Annotated in this window: 21 protein-coding genes; 8 read left to right on the top strand and 13 right to left on the bottom strand. The window is 31.5% G+C overall.

Going from position 1 to position 23530, the window contains the following annotated elements; genetic code table 11:
• Positions 1 to 70: 70 nt before the first annotated feature.
• Positions 71 to 1768 carry an AMP-binding protein gene (locus N5D90_RS06380; protein WP_180906377.1) on the top strand — a complete coding sequence of 566 codons (1698 nt, stop codon included), beginning with the start codon at positions 71 to 73 and terminating at the stop codon, positions 1766 to 1768.
• Between the two features lie 67 nt (positions 1769 to 1835).
• On the opposite strand, the gene N5D90_RS06375 is transcribed toward N5D90_RS06380, so the two are convergent.
• From N5D90_RS06375 to N5D90_RS06365, 3 genes are all read right to left on the bottom strand, one after another.
• Positions 1836 to 2162, bottom strand: coding sequence for a hypothetical protein (locus tag N5D90_RS06375; protein WP_038336330.1), 327 nt, complete (start codon positions 2160 to 2162; stop codon positions 1836 to 1838).
• Entirely contained in the window at positions 2152 to 2505 is a 354-nt protein-coding gene (locus N5D90_RS06370) for a phage holin family protein (protein ID WP_038336331.1), read from the bottom strand. Before N5D90_RS06370 ends, N5D90_RS06375 begins: the two co-directional genes overlap by 11 nt.
• 63 nt (positions 2506 to 2568) lie before the next feature.
• The gene (locus tag N5D90_RS06365; RefSeq protein ID WP_038336332.1) at positions 2569 to 2928 is read right to left on the bottom strand and encodes a YtxH domain-containing protein; all 360 of its coding nucleotides are present in this window, start codon (positions 2926 to 2928) and stop codon (positions 2569 to 2571) included.
• A gap of 100 nt (positions 2929 to 3028) precedes the next feature.
• Here N5D90_RS06365 and N5D90_RS06360 point away from each other — a divergent pair, with 100 nt between their 5' ends.
• From N5D90_RS06360 to N5D90_RS06350, 3 genes are read left to right on the top strand one after another with little or no spacing between them, the layout of a single operon-like run.
• On the top strand, positions 3029 to 4231 hold the full coding sequence (locus N5D90_RS06360; protein ID WP_280061947.1) for a pyridoxal phosphate-dependent aminotransferase: 1203 nt from the start codon (positions 3029 to 3031) through the stop codon (positions 4229 to 4231).
• 13 nt (positions 4232 to 4244) lie between these two features.
• A complete protein-coding gene (gene murB, locus N5D90_RS06355; RefSeq protein ID WP_280061946.1) occupies positions 4245 to 5264 on the top strand; it encodes a UDP-N-acetylmuramate dehydrogenase in 1020 nt (339 codons plus the stop codon).
• A 49-nt stretch (positions 5265 to 5313) separates the two neighbouring features.
• Complete coding sequence (locus tag N5D90_RS06350; protein ID WP_280061945.1) at positions 5314 to 6105, top strand: hypothetical protein; 792 nt, start codon at positions 5314 to 5316, stop codon at positions 6103 to 6105.
• Between the two features lie 28 nt (positions 6106 to 6133).
• On the opposite strand, the gene N5D90_RS06345 is transcribed toward N5D90_RS06350, so the two are convergent.
• The 5 genes from N5D90_RS06345 to N5D90_RS06325 form a co-directional block, all read right to left on the bottom strand.
• On the bottom strand, positions 6134 to 6898 hold the full coding sequence (locus N5D90_RS06345; protein ID WP_280061944.1) for a DUF2310 family Zn-ribbon-containing protein: 765 nt from the start codon (positions 6896 to 6898) through the stop codon (positions 6134 to 6136).
• Between the two features lie 42 nt (positions 6899 to 6940).
• Positions 6941 to 7234, bottom strand: coding sequence for a hypothetical protein (locus tag N5D90_RS06340; protein WP_280061943.1), 294 nt, complete (start codon positions 7232 to 7234; stop codon positions 6941 to 6943).
• Positions 7235 to 7239: 5 nt separating this feature from the next.
• Entirely contained in the window at positions 7240 to 8037 is a 798-nt protein-coding gene (locus N5D90_RS06335; protein WP_280061942.1) for a cobalamin-binding protein, read from the bottom strand.
• 97 nt (positions 8038 to 8134) lie between these two features.
• Positions 8135 to 9625, bottom strand: a complete 1491-nt coding sequence (locus N5D90_RS06330; RefSeq protein WP_038336337.1) for an aminoacyl-histidine dipeptidase — start codon at positions 9623 to 9625, stop codon at positions 8135 to 8137.
• 134 nt (positions 9626 to 9759) lie between these two features.
• Positions 9760 to 10785: a M28 family peptidase gene (locus tag N5D90_RS06325; protein ID WP_280051609.1), complete on the bottom strand. Its 1026-nt coding sequence runs from the start codon at positions 10783 to 10785 to the stop codon at positions 9760 to 9762.
• A 141-nt stretch (positions 10786 to 10926) separates the two neighbouring features.
• Here N5D90_RS06325 and N5D90_RS06320 point away from each other — a divergent pair, with 141 nt between their 5' ends.
• From N5D90_RS06320 to aspS, 3 genes are all read left to right on the top strand, one after another.
• On the top strand, positions 10927 to 12828 hold the full coding sequence (locus N5D90_RS06320) for an amino acid permease (protein WP_280061941.1): 1902 nt from the start codon (positions 10927 to 10929) through the stop codon (positions 12826 to 12828).
• Between the two features lie 279 nt (positions 12829 to 13107).
• Positions 13108 to 13683, top strand: a complete 576-nt coding sequence (locus N5D90_RS06315; protein WP_280061940.1) for a hypothetical protein — start codon at positions 13108 to 13110, stop codon at positions 13681 to 13683.
• Between the two features lie 123 nt (positions 13684 to 13806).
• Complete coding sequence (gene aspS, locus N5D90_RS06310) at positions 13807 to 15564, top strand: aspartate--tRNA ligase (protein ID WP_280061939.1); 1758 nt, start codon at positions 13807 to 13809, stop codon at positions 15562 to 15564.
• Positions 15565 to 15870: 306 nt separating this feature from the next.
• Here the strand turns inward: aspS and N5D90_RS06305 are convergent, their stop codons facing one another.
• The 4 genes from N5D90_RS06305 to N5D90_RS06290 form a co-directional block, all read right to left on the bottom strand.
• Entirely contained in the window at positions 15871 to 16464 is a 594-nt protein-coding gene (locus N5D90_RS06305) for an RNA polymerase sigma factor (RefSeq protein WP_038336347.1), read from the bottom strand.
• Positions 16465 to 16937: 473 nt separating this feature from the next.
• Positions 16938 to 17942 carry a type I glyceraldehyde-3-phosphate dehydrogenase gene (gene gap / locus N5D90_RS06300; RefSeq protein ID WP_038336349.1) on the bottom strand — a complete coding sequence of 335 codons (1005 nt, stop codon included), beginning with the start codon at positions 17940 to 17942 and terminating at the stop codon, positions 16938 to 16940.
• A gap of 31 nt (positions 17943 to 17973) precedes the next feature.
• Positions 17974 to 18957: a 6-phosphofructokinase gene (gene pfkA, locus N5D90_RS06295; protein ID WP_260392431.1), complete on the bottom strand. Its 984-nt coding sequence runs from the start codon at positions 18955 to 18957 to the stop codon at positions 17974 to 17976.
• Between the two features lie 72 nt (positions 18958 to 19029).
• Positions 19030 to 19683 (bottom strand): DUF4294 domain-containing protein, encoded by a 654-nt coding sequence (locus N5D90_RS06290; RefSeq protein ID WP_115000016.1) that lies wholly within the window; start codon positions 19681 to 19683, stop codon positions 19030 to 19032.
• Positions 19684 to 19744: 61 nt separating this feature from the next.
• On the opposite strand from N5D90_RS06290, the gene N5D90_RS06285 reads away from it, so the two are divergent.
• Complete coding sequence (locus N5D90_RS06285) at positions 19745 to 20836, top strand: M42 family metallopeptidase (RefSeq protein WP_038336353.1); 1092 nt, start codon at positions 19745 to 19747, stop codon at positions 20834 to 20836.
• Between the two features lie 67 nt (positions 20837 to 20903).
• Here the strand turns inward: N5D90_RS06285 and N5D90_RS06280 are convergent.
• Positions 20904 to 23530, bottom strand: a 2627-nt coding sequence (locus N5D90_RS06280; protein ID WP_280061938.1) for a M36 family metallopeptidase, incomplete at its 5' end; no start/stop codon positions are given.

Raw genomic sequence — 23530 nt, 5'->3', positions numbered from 1 at the left:
TCCTTTTTTTATTCATAAAACTTCTGTTTGAATAAATAATTTTTCTATATTTATTCAAAACCACAAATAAATGACAGTACAAGAATTGTTTAACTCTATTCGATTATCCATCGAAGAAGAGAATTATGCGCAATTAAAAGAAATTAAAATTTTTAAACCAGAGAAATTCAATTGGGTAAAGGATATTTTCGAACCTTACAATGTAGCTCAATTAGGAACACAAAAAGGTTTAATTTGGAAGTATAATGATCAACGAGAAGATTATACTTTTCAGGATTTAGCTGATAAATACAATCAATTCTTAAACTATTTAAGAAACAAAGGAATTAAACAAGGAGACAAAATGTTTTCTCAAGTTCCATTATTACCGATTACTTGGATTGGTTATTTGGCATCTATCAAAGGTGGATTAATTATTATTCCAGCCGCAACAACCTTAGAAGCAAGAGATTTAACCTTTAGATTCGAATCTTCTTTTCCAGAAGTTGCTTTAGCAGATCAAGCAAATGCATCAAAAATAGATGAAGCAGAAGCAAAATTTGATAAAAAGATTAAGGTAAAATTAATCACAGAAGGCGAACGAGAAGGTTGGACAAATATCAATGAGTTATGGAAAGAATCTACGCAAGCTGAGGCTGCTGATACAAAACCTGATGACGATTTATTCTACTTCTTTACCTCAGGAACGACAGGAATGCCGAAAGTAGTGGTGCACACGCATTATACTTATCCGCTTGGAGGTTTCACGACTTCTTCTTGGGTTGGAATGAAAAAAGGCGATTTGCATTACAATATTTCTCAACCAGGTTGGGCGAAATTCTTTTGGAGTAGTTTCTTTGCTCCGTGGAATATGGGTGCGACAATTTTGGGGTATCATGCAGATAAATTTGTTCCGAAAGAACAATTACAAACCATTCAAGATTTGGGTGTAACAACTTTTTGTGCGCCACCAACAGCTTTGCGTGTATTAATTTTAGAAGATTTGAAAAGTTATGATTTCAAACTTCGTCAATGTGTTGCAGCTGGTGAACCTCTTAATCCCGAAATTATTGATGTCTGGAAAGAAGGTACAGGAATTACGATTCGTGATGGTTACGGACAATCAGAGTCTACTGCGATGATAGCGAATTTGCCAAATGAGAAGATTAAATACGGATCGATGGGTAAACCTGCATTTTTGTATGATATTGTGATTGCAGATGATGATGGAAATATTGTGCAAGATTGCGAAGAAGGAAATATTTGTGTTGTGCATAATGAAGAAACCATCAACGGAATTTTCAAAACTTATTTGATTCAGAAAGATAAAATGGCGAAAGTTTTCAAGCATGGATTATATTATACTGGAGACAAAGCTTATAAGGACGAAGATGGTTATGTTTGGTTTGTTGGACGTGATGATGATGTGATAAAAGCGTCTGATTTTCGTGTAGGACCATTCGAAGTAGAAAGCGCTTTGTTGGAACATGATGCCATTATGGAAGCTGCTGTTGTGGCAAGTCCGCACGATTTACGCAGTAATGCTGTAAAAGCTTTTGTTATTTTAGCGCCTGGACATGATGCGTCGGAAGAATTAGCGAAAGATATTTTTAGATATACAGAAGAGCATTTGGCACGTTATAAAATTCCGCGTATTGTGCAGTTTGTGGAGAGTTTGCCAAAAACAATTTCAGGAAAAATACGTCGAGTAGAATTGCGAAACCAAGAAGCTGTAGATAAAAAGAATAAAACGATTATACCAAACGAATATTTTCACGAAAAATATTAGTCGAGCTTAAAATTAACACACAAAAAAACCACTTCAAACGAAGTGGTTTTTGTATTATCAAATAATTTTATAATTTTTCTTCAATGTATTCCTGAATTTTACTCGTAATGATTGGAACCGCTATCATAATCAATCCAGAAATTACAATTTTTGTAATCCCTTTCATTGGATATTTTTTTGAAGCTTTATCTCCAGCCCAATTTAATGCACTTTCAACTTTAGAAGAAGTGAAACTTGTATCAGATTTTAAATTTGTTACAAGACTTACTGCTTTGTTTACAAATGAATTATCATGCTTATTTTCGGCAACTTTCATTTGCAATTTTAGTTTACGCTTTGCCATTCGCAAATCGTCTAAATTTTTTATCGCAGATATTTGTTCTTTATTCTTCATCGTCGTCTTCGTCATCATCATCGTGGTTAGACATAGCTTCCATAGCGTTTTCTACGGCAATATTTGTCAAGAAAAGTTTTAATTTCTTTCTAAATAAAATAGAAAGTACCATCATCAAGAAATAAATTCCAGTTACAGCAAGAAAACCTAATCCTGTATCATTAAAATAACCTCCCAAAATAAATCCTAATGCTAAACTTCCTAATAATAATAGAAACAAAGAAAATACGGCAATAATTAATACATAAATACCGCTCGCCAGCATGTTGCTCAGCGAATCTACGAGATCATATTTAGCTAAAGTTATTCTATTATTAATATAAACTTTTAGTTCATTAAACATAAAATTGATTTATTTCAGACAAAGTTAATTATAAATTTTAAGGAATGTTGTGTTTCGAAGAAATTAAACTCCTACGTTTTCTTGAAACTCGTCTTTTAAATCTTCTTTTGTTTGGTTTGCTTTAGATTTTAAATCTTTTCCAGCTTCTTTTGCTTTAGAAACAAACTCGTCTTTTTGCTCAGCTAATTTTGATTTTACTTCGTCTAATTTAGCTTCTAATTCTTTTTTAGTTTTTTTAGCTTTATCAGAAAAATCATTCGCGTATTTGTCTAACTCTTTTTTGTATTTGTCAGCTTCTTTTTTTAATTTTTTGCGAGTGTCTTTCCCTGATTCTGGTGCATATAATAAACCTACTACTGCTCCGATTGCTGTTCCGATTGCTAAACCTGCTAATAATTTAGTTGCATTATTTAATTTACTCATAATAAAGTTTTTTTTGAGATTAAACGTTTTTTATATTTACACTTTAAAATTACAAAAACAATACCAAAGAATTCAAATCAAATTTAAAAAATTACAATAAATGTTAATATTATCTGAAAAATCACAAAATATGCCAGCTTCTCCAATCAGAAAGTTGGTGCCTTACGCAGATGCAGCGAAAAAAAGAGGAACGAAAGTTTATCACTTAAATATTGGACAACCTGATATTGAGTCGCCAAAAGCTGTTTTAGAAGGATTGAAAAATTTCCCTTCAAACATTATTTCTTATACGCACTCAGAAGGAACATTAGAATATCGCCAAGCTTTGGCAGATTATTTTACAAATCGTGGAATCGAATTAACGCCAGAGAATTTTATTGCAACATTAGGAGGTTCTGAAGCGTTATTATTTATTTTCGGAATTATTGCAAATCCAGGTGATGAAATTATTATTCCAGAACCTTTTTATGCAAATTATAACGGATTTACATGTGAAAATGATGTAAATATTGTTCCAGTTCCATCAACTATTGAGCAAAATTTTGCTTTACCATCTGTTGAGGAGTTTGCGAAAAAAATTACGGATAAAACACGTGCAATTTTAATTTGTAATCCTGGAAATCCAACTGGATATGTGTATTCTAAAGAAGAATTAAATCAATTGAAAGAATTAGTTCTTAAACATGATATCTATTTAATTTCAGATGAAGTTTATGCAGAATATTTATATACAGAAGAAGAATTTACATCTGTTTTAAGTTTTCCAGAACTGAAAGATAATGCAATTGTAATTGATTCAGAATCGAAACGTTTTTCTTTATGTGGAGCACGTTCTGGAGCTTTGATTACACGTAATGAGAAATTCTTAAAAGCTGCAATGTTATATGCACAAGCACGTTTAAGTCCTGTTGAAATTTCTCAATATATTGCAACTTTAGCCCACAGAAATGTTGGAACTTATTTTGAAGATTGTCGTACAGAGTATTTAAAACGTCGCAATACATTAGTTGCAGGTTTACAGCAAATTCCGGGAGTGGTTTGTCCAAATCCAAAAGGAGCTTTCTACTGTATGATTCAATTACCAGTTGATAGCGCAGAGAAATTTGCAATTTGGTTGTTAGAATCTTTCTCGTCAAACGGAGAAACAGTAATGTTGGCGCCAGGAGCAGGATTTTATTCAACTCCAAATTCAGGAATTCAAGAAGTTCGTTTGGCTTATGTTCTGAAAGAAGAAGATTTGGTTCGTTCTGTCGAAATTTTGAAAGAAGCTTTGGAACAATATCCAGGAACAATTAGATCATAAGAAAAATAAGAAGATGGATATCATAGAAAATTATTCATTAAAATTATATAACACATTCGGAATAGAAGCGAAAGCAAAATATTTTGCTGATGTTGCGACTATTCAAGATTTGCGAAGAGTTTTGGTTTTTCGTCGTCAAAAAGATTTACCGATTTTATTTATTGGTGGAGGAAGTAATATGCTTTTTGTAGACGATTTTCCAGGAATTGTGTTAAAATTGAATTTGAAAGGAATCGAAATTATCAACGAAGATGATGATTTTGTGTACGTAAAAGCGCAAGGAAGCGAGAATTGGCACAATTTTGTTGAATGGACGTTGCAAAATGATTTCGGAGGATTAGAAAATCTTTCGTTGATTCCTGGAAATGTTGGTACTGCTCCGATGCAAAATATTGGTGCGTATGGCGTTGAGGTCAAGGATTATATCGAAGAAGTTCAAACATTAGTTTTGGAAACGGGAGATGAGCGTACTTTTACAAATGAAGAATGTCATTTTGGTTATCGCGAATCTGTTTTCAAAAATGAGTTGAGAGGACAATATGTTTTGGTAGCGGTTACATTTAAGTTGACGAAGAAAAATCATAAACTTCATGTTGAATATGGTGCAATAAAATCTGAATTGGAAAAGGAACAAATTTTTGATCCAACGATTCAAGAGATTAGTGCAGCTGTGATCAAAATTCGTCAAAGTAAATTACCAGATCCTTCGCAGATTGGGAATTCAGGAAGTTTCTTTAAAAACCCTGTCATTTCGAACGAAGAATTTGCTGAAATAGAAAAACTTCACCCAGAAATTTCTCATTACAAAACTGATTCAGGTGTTAAATTAGCCGCAGGTTGGTTGATAGAACATGCAGGTTGGAAAGGAAAACGTTTTGGTGATGCGGGAGTTCATGATAAACAAGCTTTGGTTTTGGTGAATTATGGCAATGCAACTGGACGCGAAATATATGATTTATCTGAGCGAATTATAGAAGATGTGAAGGCCAAATATGGCGTAACATTGGTTCGAGAAGTCAATATTATACAATAAATTAAATCCCGCTTTCAGCGGGATTTTTTATTATATTTGATAAAAAAAGATGAAGTATATATATTATTGTTTGTTAATGTTATTTTTATTTAGTTGTGGATCCTCTGTAAAAACAAAACTAATTAATCAAAGTACAAATAAATTAGAGAATAAAGAAGTTTTAGTGATTTATAATGAGGAGGATTTACCTTCGAAATCAATTTTATTAGGAAGTATTAAGATAGGTGATTCAGGTTTTTCAACTGAATGCTCTAAGGGAGAAGTTCTTAATAATGCTATTGAACAAACAAAAAAGAACAATGGAAATATTCTTTTAATAAGTGAGATTAAAGAACCAAGTTATGCTAGTTCTTGTTATAGACTTAAAGCAAATATTTATTATAATACAACTTCAGAAATGGAAACTTTTCATCAAGAATCTGATAATACATTTGATGCTACAGCAGATTACGCGATGGTTCATATACTTTGTACTTATATAGAAGGAAAAGCTGTAACATTTGAAGGAGAAAATAGGCTTTCTTCAGAACATAGAATCGTTATGGGAGACAAAACGGTTCGTATAAAAGAAAATCAGATGATTAGTATTCCTATTATAAAAATTGGAAAATTAGTTTTATCTAGTGATGAATTATCTGAAAAAAGATATTTAGAAATTGATATAGAGAAAGGTAAAGAATATTTTATTAACGCATCTACTTATCGTCATAATAATGGAGCTGTACTATTTAATGGGCAACGATTTGTTTTGAATAAATTAAATTCGACTGAGGGAAAAAATTTATATAATAGTTTAAAGTCTATTATTGATGAAAGAAAACGTTTGGAAAATGAGCAATAAATTAAATCCCGCTTTTAGCGGGATTTTTTTATGAATTCATTGTGATTGTTGAAATAATTTTACAATGATCACATTTGTAATCATAAAAATTAAATAATTGACTTTTTAGTTTCCAGTTATTATTACAGTTAGGACAATTAGTTGTAAAATCGTTCTTAATTTTTCTGTAATTGTAAATATAATAATAAGTTAGTGTATCAGTTAATTTCTCTATTTCTTTACAAATTTTTAAGCCTTGCTTAGATAATTGTGAGTTAATATTCTGCATTTGATTAGTTGCCCAACGCTCGCCAACTTCGCAATTCATTTGTAAATTATCACAAGCTTGGTAATTTGTTTCCCAACTTAATATTGGTAAATATCCATAATCGTAATAAACAGGAAGTTTGTATAGTGGAACAGATTTATTACAATTTCCACATGTTATTGGAGATTCAATTGTAATAAAATTTGTAATCAAAATATAGAATTCAGATTGTTTACATTGGCAAGCTCCATCATAATCTTCATAAGATTTTCCTACTGTACTAAAATTAATCTTAGATTTACATAGTTCTTCAATTTTCTTTATTTGTTGATTGACATAAAAATTATTAAAACATGTAAGAAGGCTATCTTTTTCTAAACTATATGGTAAACAAACTATTTTATTATTTTTATAAAATTGAGACTCTTTATATCCTTGCGTCTGTCCATTACCCCTATAAAAAGATAAAAGCAATCCAAATTCATCAATAATTTCATTTATATTATGAGTAGAATTTATATCAATTGAGATTTGTTGTATGTACATTGTTACTTCTCTAAATCTTTAATTTTAAATACAATTGGTAAATTAAAACTCTTTTTTTTTACCATTAGAAATTTTTGAATATTTTTCTTGATAATAATTTCTATTTCTATTTCTATTAAACGATTTAATTGTTTCCTTGTTTAACTTTTTGATTAGTTTTTCACTACAATTTTCACATTGAATTTGTTCTAATTGTTGAAAATTGGCATGACCATTTTCATCTATATTAAATTTCAATTCAAATATTCCAAAACTGTTATCATACTTTTCTTGCAATGATTGAGAAAATGATAAGATTGAACAAATGAAGAATAAAAAGAAGTAAAATTTTTTCATATTTATTATTTTAAAGTAAAATTTTTAATAATCTCCACAATTTTATCCAAACCATCTGTTAAGGCAGCAGGACCAGGTTGTAAAATCAATTCAGATTTTATTTCGTAAAGATGATTTTGTTGTACAGCTTTTACATTTTCAAAACCAATTCGTTGTTTTACTTTTTCGGGTTTGAACATTTTACCACACCACGAACCGATAATAATTTCTGGATTTCGTTCAATTACTTGCTCATGCAACAAAATGCGATCTTTTGCCAAAGCTTTATTTTTGAGTTCTGGAAAAGCTAATTTTCCACCAGCAATTTCAATCAAATCATTTACCCAAGCACTTCCCGCAATAATTGGCTCGTCCCATTCTTCAAAAAAAACAGTTGGATGATAAGGAAGAAGAGCAGCTTGTTGTTTTACTTCTTCGAGTTTTTTTTCGTAAGATTCGACTAATTTCAAGCCTTTTTCTTGGGAACCAATCAATGACGTAAATTGTAAAATCATATTTAAAATTTCGTCAACTGTTCGGTGATTAAAAATAAAAACATTAATTCCTCTTCTGATTAATTCTGCAGCAATTTCAGCTTGTAAATCCGAATATCCTACAACCAAATCTGGTTTCAAATTGAAAATATCTTCAAATTTTGCATCTAAAAAAGTTGAAACTTTAGGTTTTTCTTTTCGTGCTTGTGGCGGACGATATGTAAATCCACTAATTCCTACTAAACGATGTTGTTCGTTAATATTATACAGAATTTCGGTTCCTTCTTCGGTTAAGCAAACAATGCGTTGAGGATATCGATTTGATGACATTTAATTATGATTAATAATAACTAAAATTAAGATTAAAATATGTAAAAAAAAAAGACCACTTGCAAAAGTGGTCTTTAGATTAAGTTTTCAGCTTAAATTATATATTTTTTGAATTTGCACAGCTGTAATCAACTGGACCATCGTTTGGAATATCTTTTAAAATATCTAATAAATAATCCCAGAATTTTTGAACTGATGCAATTTCTACTTTTTCGTCAGGAGAGTGAGCGCCAGAGATATTTGGACCGAAAGAAATCATATCCAAACCAGGATAATTTGTTCCAATAATTCCACATTCTAAACCAGCGTGACATGCCACAACTTTTGGTTCTTCTCCGAATTTTGAAACATAAATTCCTTTCATCAATTCTAAAATTTCTGAATGAGTATTTGCTTTCCAACCAGGGTAAGATCCTGAGAATTTAACCTCAAAATCACCTAATTCGAATCCAGCTTTTAATGTTTGTGCTAATGCTTCTTTACCTGATTCTATAGAAGAACGAGTTAAACATAAAACACGAGCATTTCCGTCAATAACTTCTACGCGAGCCACATTGTTAGACGTTTCTACTAAACCTTCAACATCTGGACTCATTCTGTAAACACCATTGAAAGCTGCCATAATCGTTTGAACAAAAACTTTAGAATCTTGTGCTGACATTGCATCAGTTGCATCAGTTGATTCTAATGTAATGACCATTTTAGGCTCTTTCGTTTCGTATTCTTCAATAATTTCTGCACGTAAAGTTTCGTAAGAAGCTTTGAAAGCGTCAACTTTATCTGTAGGAATCACAATTTTAGCCCAAGATTCGCGAGGAATAGCGTTACGTAAACTTCCACCTTCCATATGCGCGATTTGTAAACCAAATTCAGTTGCAGCATTTAACAAACGAGCAATCAATTTGTTCGAATTTCCTAAACCTTCGTGAATTTGCATTCCAGAGTGTCCACCGTTCAAACCTTTTAATGTTAAGGTAAAAGCAGTTCCGTTAGTAGCTTCTGCCGTATAAGATTTTGTAGCCGTAACATCAACACCACCAGCGCAACCAATGTCTAATTCGTCATCTTCTTCTGTATCTAAATTCAACAAAATTTTCCCAGATAAAAATCCTGCTTTCAAACCTAAAGCACCAGTCATTCCAGTTTCTTCGTCAATCGTGAAAAACGCTTCAATAGCTGGATGAGGAATATCTTTCGATTCTAAAATTGACATAATTGTCGCAACTCCAATTCCGTTATCAGCACCTAAAGTTGTTCCATTTGCCGTAACAAATTTTCCATCTTCAATCAACATTTCAATTCCTTGTGTTTCAAAATCGAATGTAACATCGTTATTTTTTTGACAAACCATATCCAAGTGTGATTGCATCACCACTTTTTTACGGTCTTCCATTCCTGGATAAGCTGCTTTTTTGATCAAAACATTTCCTACTTCATCTGTTTCGACAGGTAAACCTAAATCTTCACCAAATTTGATGATAAACTGACGAACTTTTTCTTCTTTTTTAGAAGGTCTTGGAACTGAGTTCAATGCTGAAAAGTTTTTCCAGATTGCTTTTGGTTCCAAATTAAGAATATCGTTATTCATTGTTTGTTTTTTTATTGTTCCTCAAAGTTACGGAATTGCAACAATATTGTTTTATGAAAGAAGTTTTAAATTTTAAATAAAGCCAAAAAAATCCCTTCAATTGAAGGGATTTTTTGGCTTTATATTCTCAATAACTATCTTGTCGAAGGCATTGGAGATTCTTTGTCTACAACTGGTCTATTTTCGGCGTTTGCTAAAATCCAAATTGTATTGAAAGCCAATTTTGTACGACGCGTCAATAAATCATATTCAATTTTATCTGGCGTATCGCCTGGTTTGTGGTAATCATCGTGCACTCCGTTAAAAAAGAAAACAGATGGAATGTTATGTTTTGCAAAGTTGTAGTGATCCGAACGATAATAAAAACGATTTGGATCATCTGGCGTATTGTAACGCATATCTAAATCAATTCCTAAACCATTGTTTGCAGCTAAAACAGCTTTGTGTAAGTCAGAAGACAACATTTCAGATCCAATAACATACACAAAATCTCTTGTTTTTTCGTTGTGCTCATAATCTACGCGCCCAATCATATCAATATTAACATTCGCAACCGTGTTTGCAAGAGGAAAAATTGGATGCTCCGAATAATATTTAGAACCTAATAAACCTTTTTCTTCACCAGAAACATGTAACAATAAAACCGAACGTTTTGGACGGATTCCTTTTTTCTCAGCTTCGCGGAAAATACGACCAATTTCCATCACAGCAACAGTTCCAGAACCGTCATCATCAGCGCCAGCATATAATTTTCCGTCTTTTATTCCTTCGTGATCATAATGAGCAGAAATCACCACAATTTCTTCTGGTTTTTCTGATCCTTTGATGAATCCCATTACATTTCTCATTTGACCTTTTACACGGCTAAAAGTACCTGCAGGAATAATTTGGAAATAATTATTATTTGGTCCATTAATTCCTAACTCTTTGTAATAATTAGAAATATAATTCCCCGCTTTTATTTCGCCTTCACTTCCAGCATTTCTACCTTCCATATCAGGCGCAGCAATGATGTAAAGCTGTTTTTTCAATTCAGCTTCAGAAATTTTATCTGTATATTTTACAAGACTCTTTTGATATTTCTCCTGAGAAATTGGTTTTGTAGAATCACAACTTACTAAAGTAGCAGCTAAAGCAATTGCAAATAAAAATTGTTTCATGTTAATTTTTTGAATTAAATTTAAAATTAATCTAACCAAGTAAAATAAAAAAGAAAATTTGAATAAAAAACCAATATTTATACGGATTCTATCCGTTTTTGGGATTGTCTTTTTTATATTTGCCCGTTTTTTAAATAAATTATGTCACAATTATTCAGAAAAAAATCTGTCGAATCCATTTTAGCAGAGTCTGCAAAGAACACTTCTACAATGAAAAGAACGTTAGGTGTTCGAGATTTAACAGGTTTTGGAATCGCCGCAATTGTTGGAGCTGGTATTTTTAGTACCATTGGTCGAGCAAGTTTTGAAGGTGGTCCAGCAGTTATCTTCCTATTTATATTTACAGCAATTGCCTGTGGTTTTACAGCTTTTGCTTATGCAGAATTTGCTTCGTTAGTGCCTGTTTCGGGTAGTGCGTATACCTATAGCTATGTTGCATTTGGAGAATTATTTGCTTGGGTAATTGGTTGGGCATTGATTATGGAATATGCGATAGGGAATATTGTGCTCGCGATTTCGTGGAGTGATTATTTTACCACCTTGCTCTCCGGAATGGGATTACATCTGCCAGAATGGATGACAATGGATTATTTTACGGCGAGAGAAGGTTTTGAGTTTGTTTCGAATGAGTTAGCGAAAGGTAAAACATTAGAAGGAATTGCGAATTCGCCTTATGCACAAGAAATCCCAAAATATTTAGCTTTTAAAGATGCACCATATTTAGGATTTAATTTAGTGGTGGATATTCCTGCATTAATCATTACTTTTTTGATTACAGCTTTGGTTTATCGCGGAATTAATGAATCGAGAAAAGCAAGTAATGCAATGGTTGTGTTAAAATTAGCTGTGGTACTTTTGGTAATTGTGGTTGGTGCTTTTTATGTGAATCCAGATAATTGGAATCCTTTTGCACCGAATGGAGTAGGAGGTGTTTTGGCTGGAGTTTCATCTGTTTTTTACGCTTATATTGGGTTTGATGCGATTAGTACAACTGCGGAAGAATGTAAAGATCCGAAGCGAGATTTGCCTCGTGGAATTTTTACGTCTATTATTATTTGTACTGTTTTATATGTGCTGATTGCGTTGGTAATTACAGGAATGGTTCATTATTCTGAATTGAATGTTGGAGATCCTTTGGCGTATGTTTTTGATAAAATTCAAGATTTAAAATGGTTGGCAGGAATTATTGCTTTTTCGGCTGTAGTAGCGATGGCGAGTGTATTTATTGTTTTTCAAATTGGACAACCTCGTATTTGGATGACAATGTCTCGTGATGGTTTATTGCCTAAGAAATTTTCTACTATTCACCCAAAATTTAAAACGCCTTCTTTTGCAACTATTTTTACTGGATTTGTAGTAGGTATTCCTATTTTATTTACAGATTTAGAATTGGTTGTTGACGCTTGTTCTATCGGAACTTTGTTTGCTTTTGTGTTAGTTTGTGTGGCTGTACTTCGTATGGATGCCGATCCTAATGCGAAAAGAGGAAATTTTAAAACGCCTTTTATCAATGCAAAATACATTATGCCAATTGTAACTGCGGTGATTGTATTTTTATGCGCAACAACGTTTAAAGATGATTCGATTGATTTCTTTACGAATAAACCGCAACCTATGCCAGTTGAACATTTTGTAAGTTCGTTAACACCAAAAGAGCTAAAAGATTCTTATACAACAATTAATGAATTAACAGGATCTGAAATTGAATTTTTGGATGATTATTTGGCTCAACTATCACCAGAACAATACAAATCTACTTTGAGCAAATTACCAGTTTACGAAGATAAGAAGATGGAAAAAGGTTGGGATGTTTTCAAACACAAAATCCCAATGATTCTATTCTTAATGATTTATGTTTTTATGGTAGTTAGAACATTTTTCAAAAGAACATCTATTATTCCGTTAGCAGGAATGTTGTGTTGTTTTTATATGATGGCACAATTAGGATTGAAAAACTGGATGATTTTCTTGATTTGGATCGCAATTGGCTTAACAATTTATTTCACTTATGGTTATAAACATAGTAAGTTGAGAAATATTTAAACTTAGAATAAATAATAAAATTATCCGATTGTAAGTAATTATAATCGGATTTTATTTTTAGGATAATTTATATTTGAAAAAAATTATTCTTATGAAAAAAATACTGCTTAGTTTATTTATTGTTTGTTCAATATATTCTTTTGAGATGTAGATATAAAAAAAGGAAAAATCTCAATTAATAAAAAAGAGGTTGCAACAATTGACGGAAAAAAGAAAGTTTATACAATAGCAAATATTGATAATGTTCCAGTAGCAACAATCAAATGGAATTTTGAATTTATGCCTGATGGATCAAAATCTTATTGGTTTACTATAACAGATTTGTCAACAAATGATGTAAATGATGTGGTAACTGAAGGAGTTGGGAATTCTATTAGCCCAGAAAAAATTATTGTTGAAACTTTCTCAAAAGGTGAATATAAAATCTTTAATGAAAACGGAATAGATAAAGATCTATTAAAAACATTAGTCGCTACAAATAAGCGAAATAGAGCAGAAGAGGTTTCAAATGAAAAAGAAAAAATTGAAATAAATTTAAGTGAAGTAAAATCTCTTTTTGATAATAGTAAATTATCAATAGATTCTTCGGGTTCAGTATTAAAAGAAAGTAAAAAAGTTGGGAAAATTACATTTACAACATTTATAAATGAGAAGTCTTATGAATTGTTGAATTCTGAAGGAATTGAAATAGGAAAATGGAAGAACGGAATCTTTACTTTGAATAATGGTTCTACTTATAAGGTTGAGGAAACAAATAATCCCTTAAATAGTCCAATGGTCAATGGAAAAGATAAAAACTCTAAGTTTTTTGTGAATTTAGTTGGTTTTGCCTTAAAAGAAGGTTATTCATTTTAAAATTATATGAAAAGCGATTCAATTTTGAATCGCTTTTTTCTTAAAATTATTTCATCAAATAAGTTATATAACTTCTTTATTTCACCTCAAAACTCTACCTTTGTCTTATAAATTTGACGACAAATGTTTAGAACTCATACTTGTGGTGAATTAACACAAGCCAACATTAATGAAAAAGTAACGTTAAGCGGTTGGGTATCAACGCTACGTGACAAAGGTTTTATGATGTGGATCGATTTACGTGATCGCTACGGAATCACACAAATCATCTTAGATGAAGAACGTTCTTCGAAAGAATTATTTGAAACTGCTCGTCATTTAGGACGTGAGTTCGTAATTCAAGTTACAGGAACTGTAATCGAAAGAGCTTCAAAAAATCCAAACATTCCAACAGGAGATATCGAAATCTTAGCAGAAAACATTACAATTTTAAATGAATCTGCATTGCCTCCATTTACAATCGAAGATAATACAGATGGTGGAGAAGATATCCGTATGAAATATCGTTATTTAGATATTCGTCGTAATCCAGTAAAAGAAAAATTAATCTTCCGCTCTAAAGTTGCGCAGGAAGTTCGTAAATATTTAGATGCACAAGAATTTGTAGAAGTTGAAACTCCAGTTTTAATCAAATCTACACCAGAAGGTGCACGTGATTTTGTGGTTCCTTCTCGTATGAATCCAGGTGAATTTTATGCATTACCACAATCACCACAAACATTCAAACAATTATTAATGGTAGGGGGTCTAGACCGCTATTTTCAAATTGTAAAATGTTTCCGTGACGAAGATTTACGTGCAGACCGTCAACCAGAGTTTACACAAATTGACTGTGAAATGTCATTTGTTGAACAAGAAGATATCATGAATGTTTTCGAAGGTTTAGCAAAACATTTATTACATACTTTTAAAGGTTTAGAATTTGATCAATTTCCAAGAATGACATTTGCAGAAGCAATGCGTCGTTATGGAAATGATAAACCAGATATCCGTTTTGGAATGGAGTTCGGTGAAATTACAGACTTAGCGAAAGGAAAAGATTTCAAAATATTTGATGAACAAGAATTAATTGTTGGTATTGCTGCCGAAGGTTGTAATGCTTACACACGTAAGGAAATTGATAAATTAATTGAATGGGTTCAACGTCCACAAATTGGGGCAACTGGACTTGTTTGGGCACGTTACAACGAAGACGGAACATTTAAATCTTCTGTAGATAAATTTTATTCACAAGAAGATCTAGCAGCTTGGGCTGAGCGTATGAACGCAAAACCAGGTGATTTGATGTTGGTAATGTCAGGTAATACAAACAAAGTTCGTGCGCAATTATCGGCTTTACGTATGGAAATTGCAGAGCGTTTAGGATTACGTAATCCAGAAGTTTTTGCTCCATTATGGGTTATCGATTTTCCATTATTAGAATGGGACGAAGAATCTGAAAGATATCACGCAATGCACCATCCATTTACTTCTCCAAAACCAGAGGATATGGAATTAATTGCAACTAATCCAGGTGAAGTTCGTGCAAATGCTTACGATTTAGTTTTAAATGGTAATGAAATCGGTGGAGGTTCTATTCGTATTTTCGATAAAGAAGTTCAAGCAAGAATGTTCGAATTATTAGGATTTACGCCAGAACAAGCAGAAGCGCAATTTGGTTTCTTAATGAACGCTTTCAAATACGGAGCGCCACCTCACGGAGGTTTAGCATTTGGTTTTGACCGTTTTGTATCAATTTTAGATGGTTCAGAAACAATTCGTGATTACATTGCATTCCCTAAAAATAATTCAGGTCGTGATGTCATGATTGATGCGCCAGCTCCAATTGATCAAACACAAATGGATGAACTGAATATTGCGTCAACATTTGTTGCGAAATAAGAAGAATAAAATTCCTATAAATATTAAAGACTACTTTTATAAGTAGTCTTTTTTTGTTTCAAATTATAGATATATAAAAAGCCTAAAATGTATAACATTTTAGGCTTTTCTAATCTTTATTAAAGATAAATTAATTTAAATTAATGATATAATCCTCATGTAATATCGTTGATTTAACAAACTTAATTGACTTTGAAAAAGATAATATTTTGATTATAGTAAATTGTTGTGGTTCTTGATTTTCAGAATAAAATTCAATCATAAAAACTTATTTTACTTAAAACGCTAATAAGATAAGTTTATTTTTTAATCAACTGTTAAAATAATGTTATTATTTTCAATTACTTTTCTAAGATTGATAATCGCATATCGCATTCTTCCTAATGCTGTATTTATACTAACATCAGTTTCTTCTGCAATTTCCTTAAAACTTAATTCTTTAAATATTCTAAGTTCTAATACCTCTCTTTGATCTTCTGGTAACTGAGTGACTAAATTTCTTAAATCATTTTCAATTTGTGATTTAATGATTTTAGTTTCAGAACATTCATCACTGATACCAATAAAGTCAAAAATATTATATTCTTCATTGTAACCAACAGTTTCGCTAACCGTAGGCATTCTTTTGTTTGATCGAAAATAGTCAATAGTTAAATTGTGAGCAATACGCATAACCCAAGGCAAAAATTTACCTTCTTCGTTATATCGTCCACCTTTTAATGTAAGGATTACTTTGATAAAAGTGTCCTGAAATATATCTTCAGTGACGTCTTTATCTAAGACTTTAGAGTATATAAAACTATAGATTCTTCCTTTGTATTTCTCTATCAATGTTTCTAAAGCATTTTCATTACCTCTCAAATAATCTTGGATTAATAAAGAGTCGTCTTCATAGTTCATAGTAGCAATTGTTAATTTTTAAAGTAGAATTAAATCTATAGGCTGTATTTTTTTGTTTATTCAAATATAGGTAAACAAAAAATTCTTACAAGTTTTTTAACATAATTATTCATAATTTTTTTTAAAAATTTCTTAAAAAAATAAATAATTGTTAATTTTTGCTATTATGTATAATAATGTATTCGCTTTATTGTTGATTTAATAAAGCTATAAATAAGAGTTGTATAGAATTAATTTAGATGAATTGTATTCTTAGAACTCATTTTTTGTATTTTAACATTTGATAAAGATTTAGAGAAGGATAAAATTTTATCTATGGTTGATTTTTTTGGACCTAAAGTTTGTAATTCTTTTTTCATGTAAGTAGTTTAAAAAATTAAAATCAAATATTAGTCCACAATATTAATTTATTGTAAAAAAGTCTTCTCAATTTGAGAAGACTTTCTAAAATAAACTATTTTTTTAATCTAGGATTAAATCTTTGCGATGTGTTGAACTAAATCAACTACTTTGTTTGAGTAACCAATTTCGTTGTCATACCAAGCAACTAACTTAACGAAAGTAGGATTTAACATGATACCAGCTTCTGCATCGAAAATAGATGTTCTTGTATCACCTACGAAATCTTGAGATACAACAGCATCTTCTGTGTATCCTACAATTCCTTTTAAATCTCCTTCAGCAGCTTCACGCATTACTTTTTTGATTTCGTCGTAGTTTGTTTCTTTTGCTAATTTAACTGTTAAATCAACTACAGAAACGTCAACTGTTGGTACACGGAAAGACATTCCTGTTAATTTTCCGTTCAATTCTGGAATTACTTTTCCAACTGCTTTTGCAGCACCTGTAGATGATGGAATGATGTTTACCATTGCGCTACGTCCACCTCTCCAGTCTTTCATTGATGGTCCGTCAACTGTTTTTTGAGTTGCAGTAGTTGCGTGAACTGTTGTCATTAAAGCTTCTACAATTCCGAAATTTTCGTGAATTACTTTCGCTAATGGCGCTAAACAGTTTGTTGTACATGAAGCGTTAGAAACGATTGTATCTTCTGCTGTTACAGATTCGTGGTTAACACCCATTACAAACATTGGAGTATCATCTTTAGAAGGACCTGTTAAAACAACTTTTTTCGCTCCAGCTTCGATGTGTTTTCCTGCAGTTTCTTTTGTTAAGAATAAACCTGTTGCTTCGATTACGATATCAGCTCCAACTTCGTCCCATTTCAAGTTTGCTGGGTCTCTTTCTGCTGTAACGCGAATGGTTTGTCCATTAACAATTAAGTTTCCGTTTTCTACTTTAACTTCTCCGTTAAATTTTCCATGAACTGAATCATACTTTAGCATATAAGCTAAATAATCAACGTCTACTAAATCGTTAATACCTACGATTTCAATATCGTTTCTCTCAATAGCAACCCCGAAAACAAGGCTACCAATTCTTCCGAATCCGTTGATTCCAATTTTAATTTTTGACATAGTATATATAATTTCCCTTTATATTAAATGTTTATATCGCTAAAATATTAGCTACTTTGATTAACTCTTCGTCAATCTCATTGTGTTTTTTGATGGCTTCATCAATCGCTGTAAAAACAATTTTGTTAGAACGAATTCCAGCCATAAGATTAGTTTTACCTTCCAACAAACCTTCTACAGCAGCAATTCCTAAACGACTTGCTAAAACGCGATCGTGACAAGATGGAGAACCACCACGCTGAATGTGTCCTAAAACTGTTACACGAATATCATATTCTGGATGACGATTTTGAACTTGTTTTGCTAATTCAAAAACTCCACCTAATTTTTCACCTTCAGCAACTACAACGATGCTTGATTTTTTTCCAGATTTTTCTGAACGTTCCAAAGAAGAACATAATTCTTCGACGCTATCACGCTGTTCTGGAATCAAAATATCTTGCGCACCTGAAGCAATTCCACTATTTAAAGCAATAAAACCTGCATCACGTCCCATAACTTCTACAAAAAACACACGATCATGTGAAGTTGCTGTATCTCTTAATTTATCAATTGCATCAATGACAGTATTCAAAGCTGTATCATATCCAATTGTAAAATCTGTTCCAAAAATATCATTGTCAATTGTTCCTGGAATTCCAATAAATGGAACACCAAACTCTTGATGAAAGATATTTGCTCCTGTAAAAGAACCATCTCCACCAATTACAACTAAAGCATCGATATTATTTTGTTTTAGATGATCGTATGCTTTTTGACGACCTTCTGCAGTTTTGAATTCTAATGAACGAGCTGTTTTAAGAATTGTACCACCTTGATTGATAATGTTTTTTACCGAACGAGGTCCAAGTTCAATCATATCATTGTTAATCAAACCTTCGTAACCTTGACGGATTCCTACTGATTTGATATCGTAGTACTTACATGCTCTTACAACGGCACGTAAGGCCGCATTCATTCCAGGCGCATCACCTCCAGAGGTTAATACACCAATTCTTTTTATATTGTTTCCCACGTTTTTCCCTTTATTAAATCAAATATAATAAAAAATCAGAATATTATTATAATTGGTAGTATGAAAGATAAATTAATCTTCGTCGACAGGTTTTAACGTTCCGTCTGCAAAATCTCGTTGAAGAATAACCGCAATATACAAATCTTCTCGTGTTCGCTTCGGATCATAAGTTTGTTTCAGATCAATATTAAATGCGCCACTTGCTGCTTGATAAAGAAAAGCATTCAATCCGCCGCGTAATTCTTTTATAATATCATATGTTGTTTTATCGGTTTCTTTGTAGATTAATTTAGTAAGAATTTGTCCACGAGAACTAGACATATTTTTTAATTGATTTTCAAATTGATCAGCCAAATCCTTTTGACGAGATTTAATAAAACGTTTTTTGTCTCGTCTTTTATCCATAGTTTGAATCGTATCCGATACATAATTATATTCTCTAACAGCAGTTCTCACATAAGGCCAAACATCGCGAACGCGCTTTCTTAGCCATAAATAATATTTTTTTTCTAAATCAGTTTTTAAATGAACCGAATAACTATTCATTTCATTAAGATGTATTGTGTCTAAAGGATTAAACGCAAATTCATCTAAATTAATTGAATCATTTTTAATTTCTTGAGAAGGATTTTTTCCCCCTAAATCTAACCCAAAAATTTGAGCATTAACATTAGATAATCCAATAAAAGTAAGTAGTACAGTTATATGATAGATATAAAATTTCATATCAGAATTAGTTCAAAAATTGTTCCTAAAATTAGTACATTTGTTAGATAAATAAACTAAAATGAGTACAAATAATTTGTTTGATCAACAATCTTTGGATTTTTTGACAAAATATTTAAATACAGCTTCACCTACAGGTTTTGAAAGTGAAGGACAAAAAGTTTGGATGGATTATATCAAACCATATGTAGATGAGGTAAAAACTGATAATTACGGATCTGCTTATGGAGTGATTAATCCTGAAGCGAAGTATAAAGTTGTGATTGAAGCGCATGCTGATGAAATTTCGTGGTTTGTGAATTATATTTCGGAAGATGGGTTGATTTATGTGATTCGTAACGGAGGATCAGATCATATGATTGCGCCTTCTAAAGTCGTAAATATTCATACTAAAAAAGGAATTGTAAAAGGAGTTTTTGGTTGGCCAGCTATTCATTTGCGTCAAGCAGGAAAAGACGAAGCGCCAACTCCAGATAAAATTTGGATTGATACAGGTTGTACATCGAAAGAAGAAGTTTTAGAACTTGGAATTCATGTTGGTTGTGTGATTACTTATCCAGATGAATTTTTTACGTTGAATGATCGTTATTTTGTTTGTCGTGCGATAGACAATAGAATGGGAGGGTTTATGATTGCTGAGGTTGCGCGTAAATTGGCAGAAAATAAAGATCAATTAGATTTTGGTTTATACGTTGTAAATGCGGTTCAGGAAGAAGTAGGATTGCGTGGTGCGGAAATGATTACGCAAACAATCAAACCAAATGTAGCAATTATTACGGATGTTACACACGATACTACAACTCCAATGATTACGAAATCGAAAGAAGGGGAGCAAAAATGTGGTGATGGCCCAGTTGTTTATTATGCGCCAGCGGTACAAAATAATGTACGCGAATTAATTATTGATGCAGCTGAGAAAAATAATATTCCTTTTCAGCGTGCGGCTAGTTCTCGTGTAACAGGAACGGATACAGATGCTTTTGCATATAGTAATGGTGGAGTACCTTCGGCTTTAATTTCGTTGCCGTTGCGTTATATGCACACAACTGTTGAAATGGTTCATCAAGCTGATGTAAAAAATGTCATCGAGTTGATTTACGCATCAGTGAAAACAATTAAAAATGAACAAAGTTTTAAATATCATACTGTTTAAAATATAAAGCGATTAAAAAAATAAAAGGCTGTCGTAAGACAGCCTTTTATTTTATAATATAAATTAATTATTTTTTAATGATTAATTTTTGAGAATGATTAATTTTTTCACCTTCAATTTTAATCACATAAACACCATTTGTTAAATTCGAAACGTTTATAGATTTCTGATAAGAAGGATTGTAACTAACATCTTTTACTAATGAACCAGTCATGTTGTAAATTTTTACCTGATAATTACCATTTAAATTCTTAGCAGTAATATACACTTCGTCTTTAGCAGGATTTGGTGATATATTTACAGTTTTAGTCGTGTTAATATCTGTTGTAGAAAGTTCACATTCTTTTGGTACAGTAAAATCTTCAACTTGATCATAAAGATCTGGATTAGGTTTATCTTGTTCATACCATAAACCATTTAATCCTCCTGGGTCTGCTTTAACACCTAACCCTCTTTTCGAAAATACATTCCAAATCATACATTTGTTTTCTCCACCTGTTTGTTTTTCGTCAGCTGCTAAAATAGCGTCTCTACCATCAACAAATGAAGGATTACATTTTTGTAACTTCATCCCATCGATTATAAGTTGTAATGCTCTAGCAGTTCCACTATTTTTATCTGCTGTAACATCGTAATTATATCCATATTTTTCAACATATTTCCAAGTTAAATCCCATAGCATTGTATTCCAAACAAAACCTATAGAATGTACATCAGGAGAAGTACCAATTGAAATTCCGAATAAAAATGATGCAATTTCCATACCATTTGTTCTACCATAAGTATAATCATTAATTTTGAAATCTGGAGAATATTTAGCTGGACGAATTCCTAGGCCATTCGTATCTTCATTTAAAGCATAAGTTCCCATTCCTCTTGCAATAGAAGCATTATCTGTAGGCTTTAAAGTTAACATTAAAGCAATATAATCTGACCAACCTTCTCCCATTTGTTCATTAGATTCGGTAGATAATAAACAATGTTCGCCTATGCTAGTTAATCGATTTGAAATCCCATGAGCATATTCATGAGCAATAATACCATTATCAAGACTCCCATCAGGTTGAGAAGTAAAATCTTTGTCTATCCTTAGATTCAGATTTTCATTCGTTTTTAATGCATTTTTTAATGTCTCTCCAGCTTTGTGATCTATTAATACAGAGTAAAAAGCAGGTTCTTCTGGAGACATTAAAACTCCTGAATTATATGATCCAATTTGCTGTTCATCTGTTGCATTATAATATATAATTGCTTTTGCTGATGCATTACCTGCATTGATATATTTTTCTTGAAAACTACAATCTCCTCTTTTTATTAGAACAATTTTGTTTTTTATTTCATCATTATTATTAAAAGGAGTACAGCCATTTTCTGGAATACTTACAACTAAATCTCCCGTAATTCCTTCTAAAGGAAATTTTGGAACATCAACAGGATATTTTGTATTTGCGGAAAAGTTAGCTAGAGATTCAGGTGAATTTACTTTTATTCCATTATAAAATTTTGGTGACCATAAATACATTTGCATTACAGGAGGATATCCCTCAGATAAAGGTAAAAAGTTAGCATTATCATATGCTCCACCATCTCTGCCTTCAGCAATTACATAATCATCTCCTACACCTCCTCTATCAAGATTGGTATATTGAAAATTTCTTGCAGTTTCAGTAAAACCAAATTGATAGGAAATATCATGAATTGCATTATTCATATAGAAGAGATTTGCAAGTGATGCATCACGATATGTATCAACATCTTTTGTTATATCTAGTTGAAAATCGAAATTTTGTTCAGGAGCATATACTAATTGATTTAAATCAGCAAGAACATTTAAGTTATTTTCATCAGAATATACCATTGTATTGTTTCCAAAAGAATATTCTTTAAAAAAATCTAAATCAGGGTTGTTTGTGTTGTTCCATCCTAATGGTGCGTAAGTATCATTAATAGGATCATTAATAATTGTTCTATTTCCAAAAGTAGGTGCTTCAACTGGGAGCTTAAAGATATTATACTTCGCACCTGAAGCAAAATTTTCAACTTTAATAGATTTATCAATTAAAGGATAAGCAACAGTTTTTTTAGTATCAGGAGTGTTGTAATTTTGTGAAAGAAAAGAATCATTTTCATGGAAATGATCATTAATAGTAGTGATTGTTTTTAATAAAACTTCGGATGTTATAGCATCCACAATAGCCAACCAACCATTTCCAGAGTTTTTATCTCTAAAGACAAATTTATAAGCTAGTTTTGCTTCATCTTTGGATATAAAATATATAAATTCTGATAAGACATAATCCACTTTATTAGGAATCAATGATCTTTTTTCATTTATTTTCGAACTTTCTTTATCTAAAGAATATGAAGAAGCATTTTTTAATTGGATTGAATTAGCAAAAGATAAAAAAGCATTCTTTTCATTAATTATTTCTTTTTGTGATTTTGCATTTATCTTAGAAATGTTATAATCAAAACCATCTGTAACATGGTCAATTTTGTTTCCTGTAATCAAAAAAGTTGCAGAACGATTAAATACTGGAATTCCATCTATTTTTTGTTGTACAATTACAACATCTCCTTTGAGAGATTTTGAAGGATCAACATTAATGATTTTAAAGTCATTCGATTGATTAAAAGATTTTGAACTTTTTGTATTTGTTTGAAAATAGTTTTTAATCTCTAGCTCGTGATTCT

The sequence above is a fragment of the Empedobacter sp. GD03797 genome, from assembly GCF_029842105.1.
Taxonomy (GTDB): domain Bacteria; phylum Bacteroidota; class Bacteroidia; order Flavobacteriales; family Weeksellaceae; genus Empedobacter; species Empedobacter falsenii_C.
This window is presented reverse-complemented; position numbering and strand designations above follow the sequence as displayed.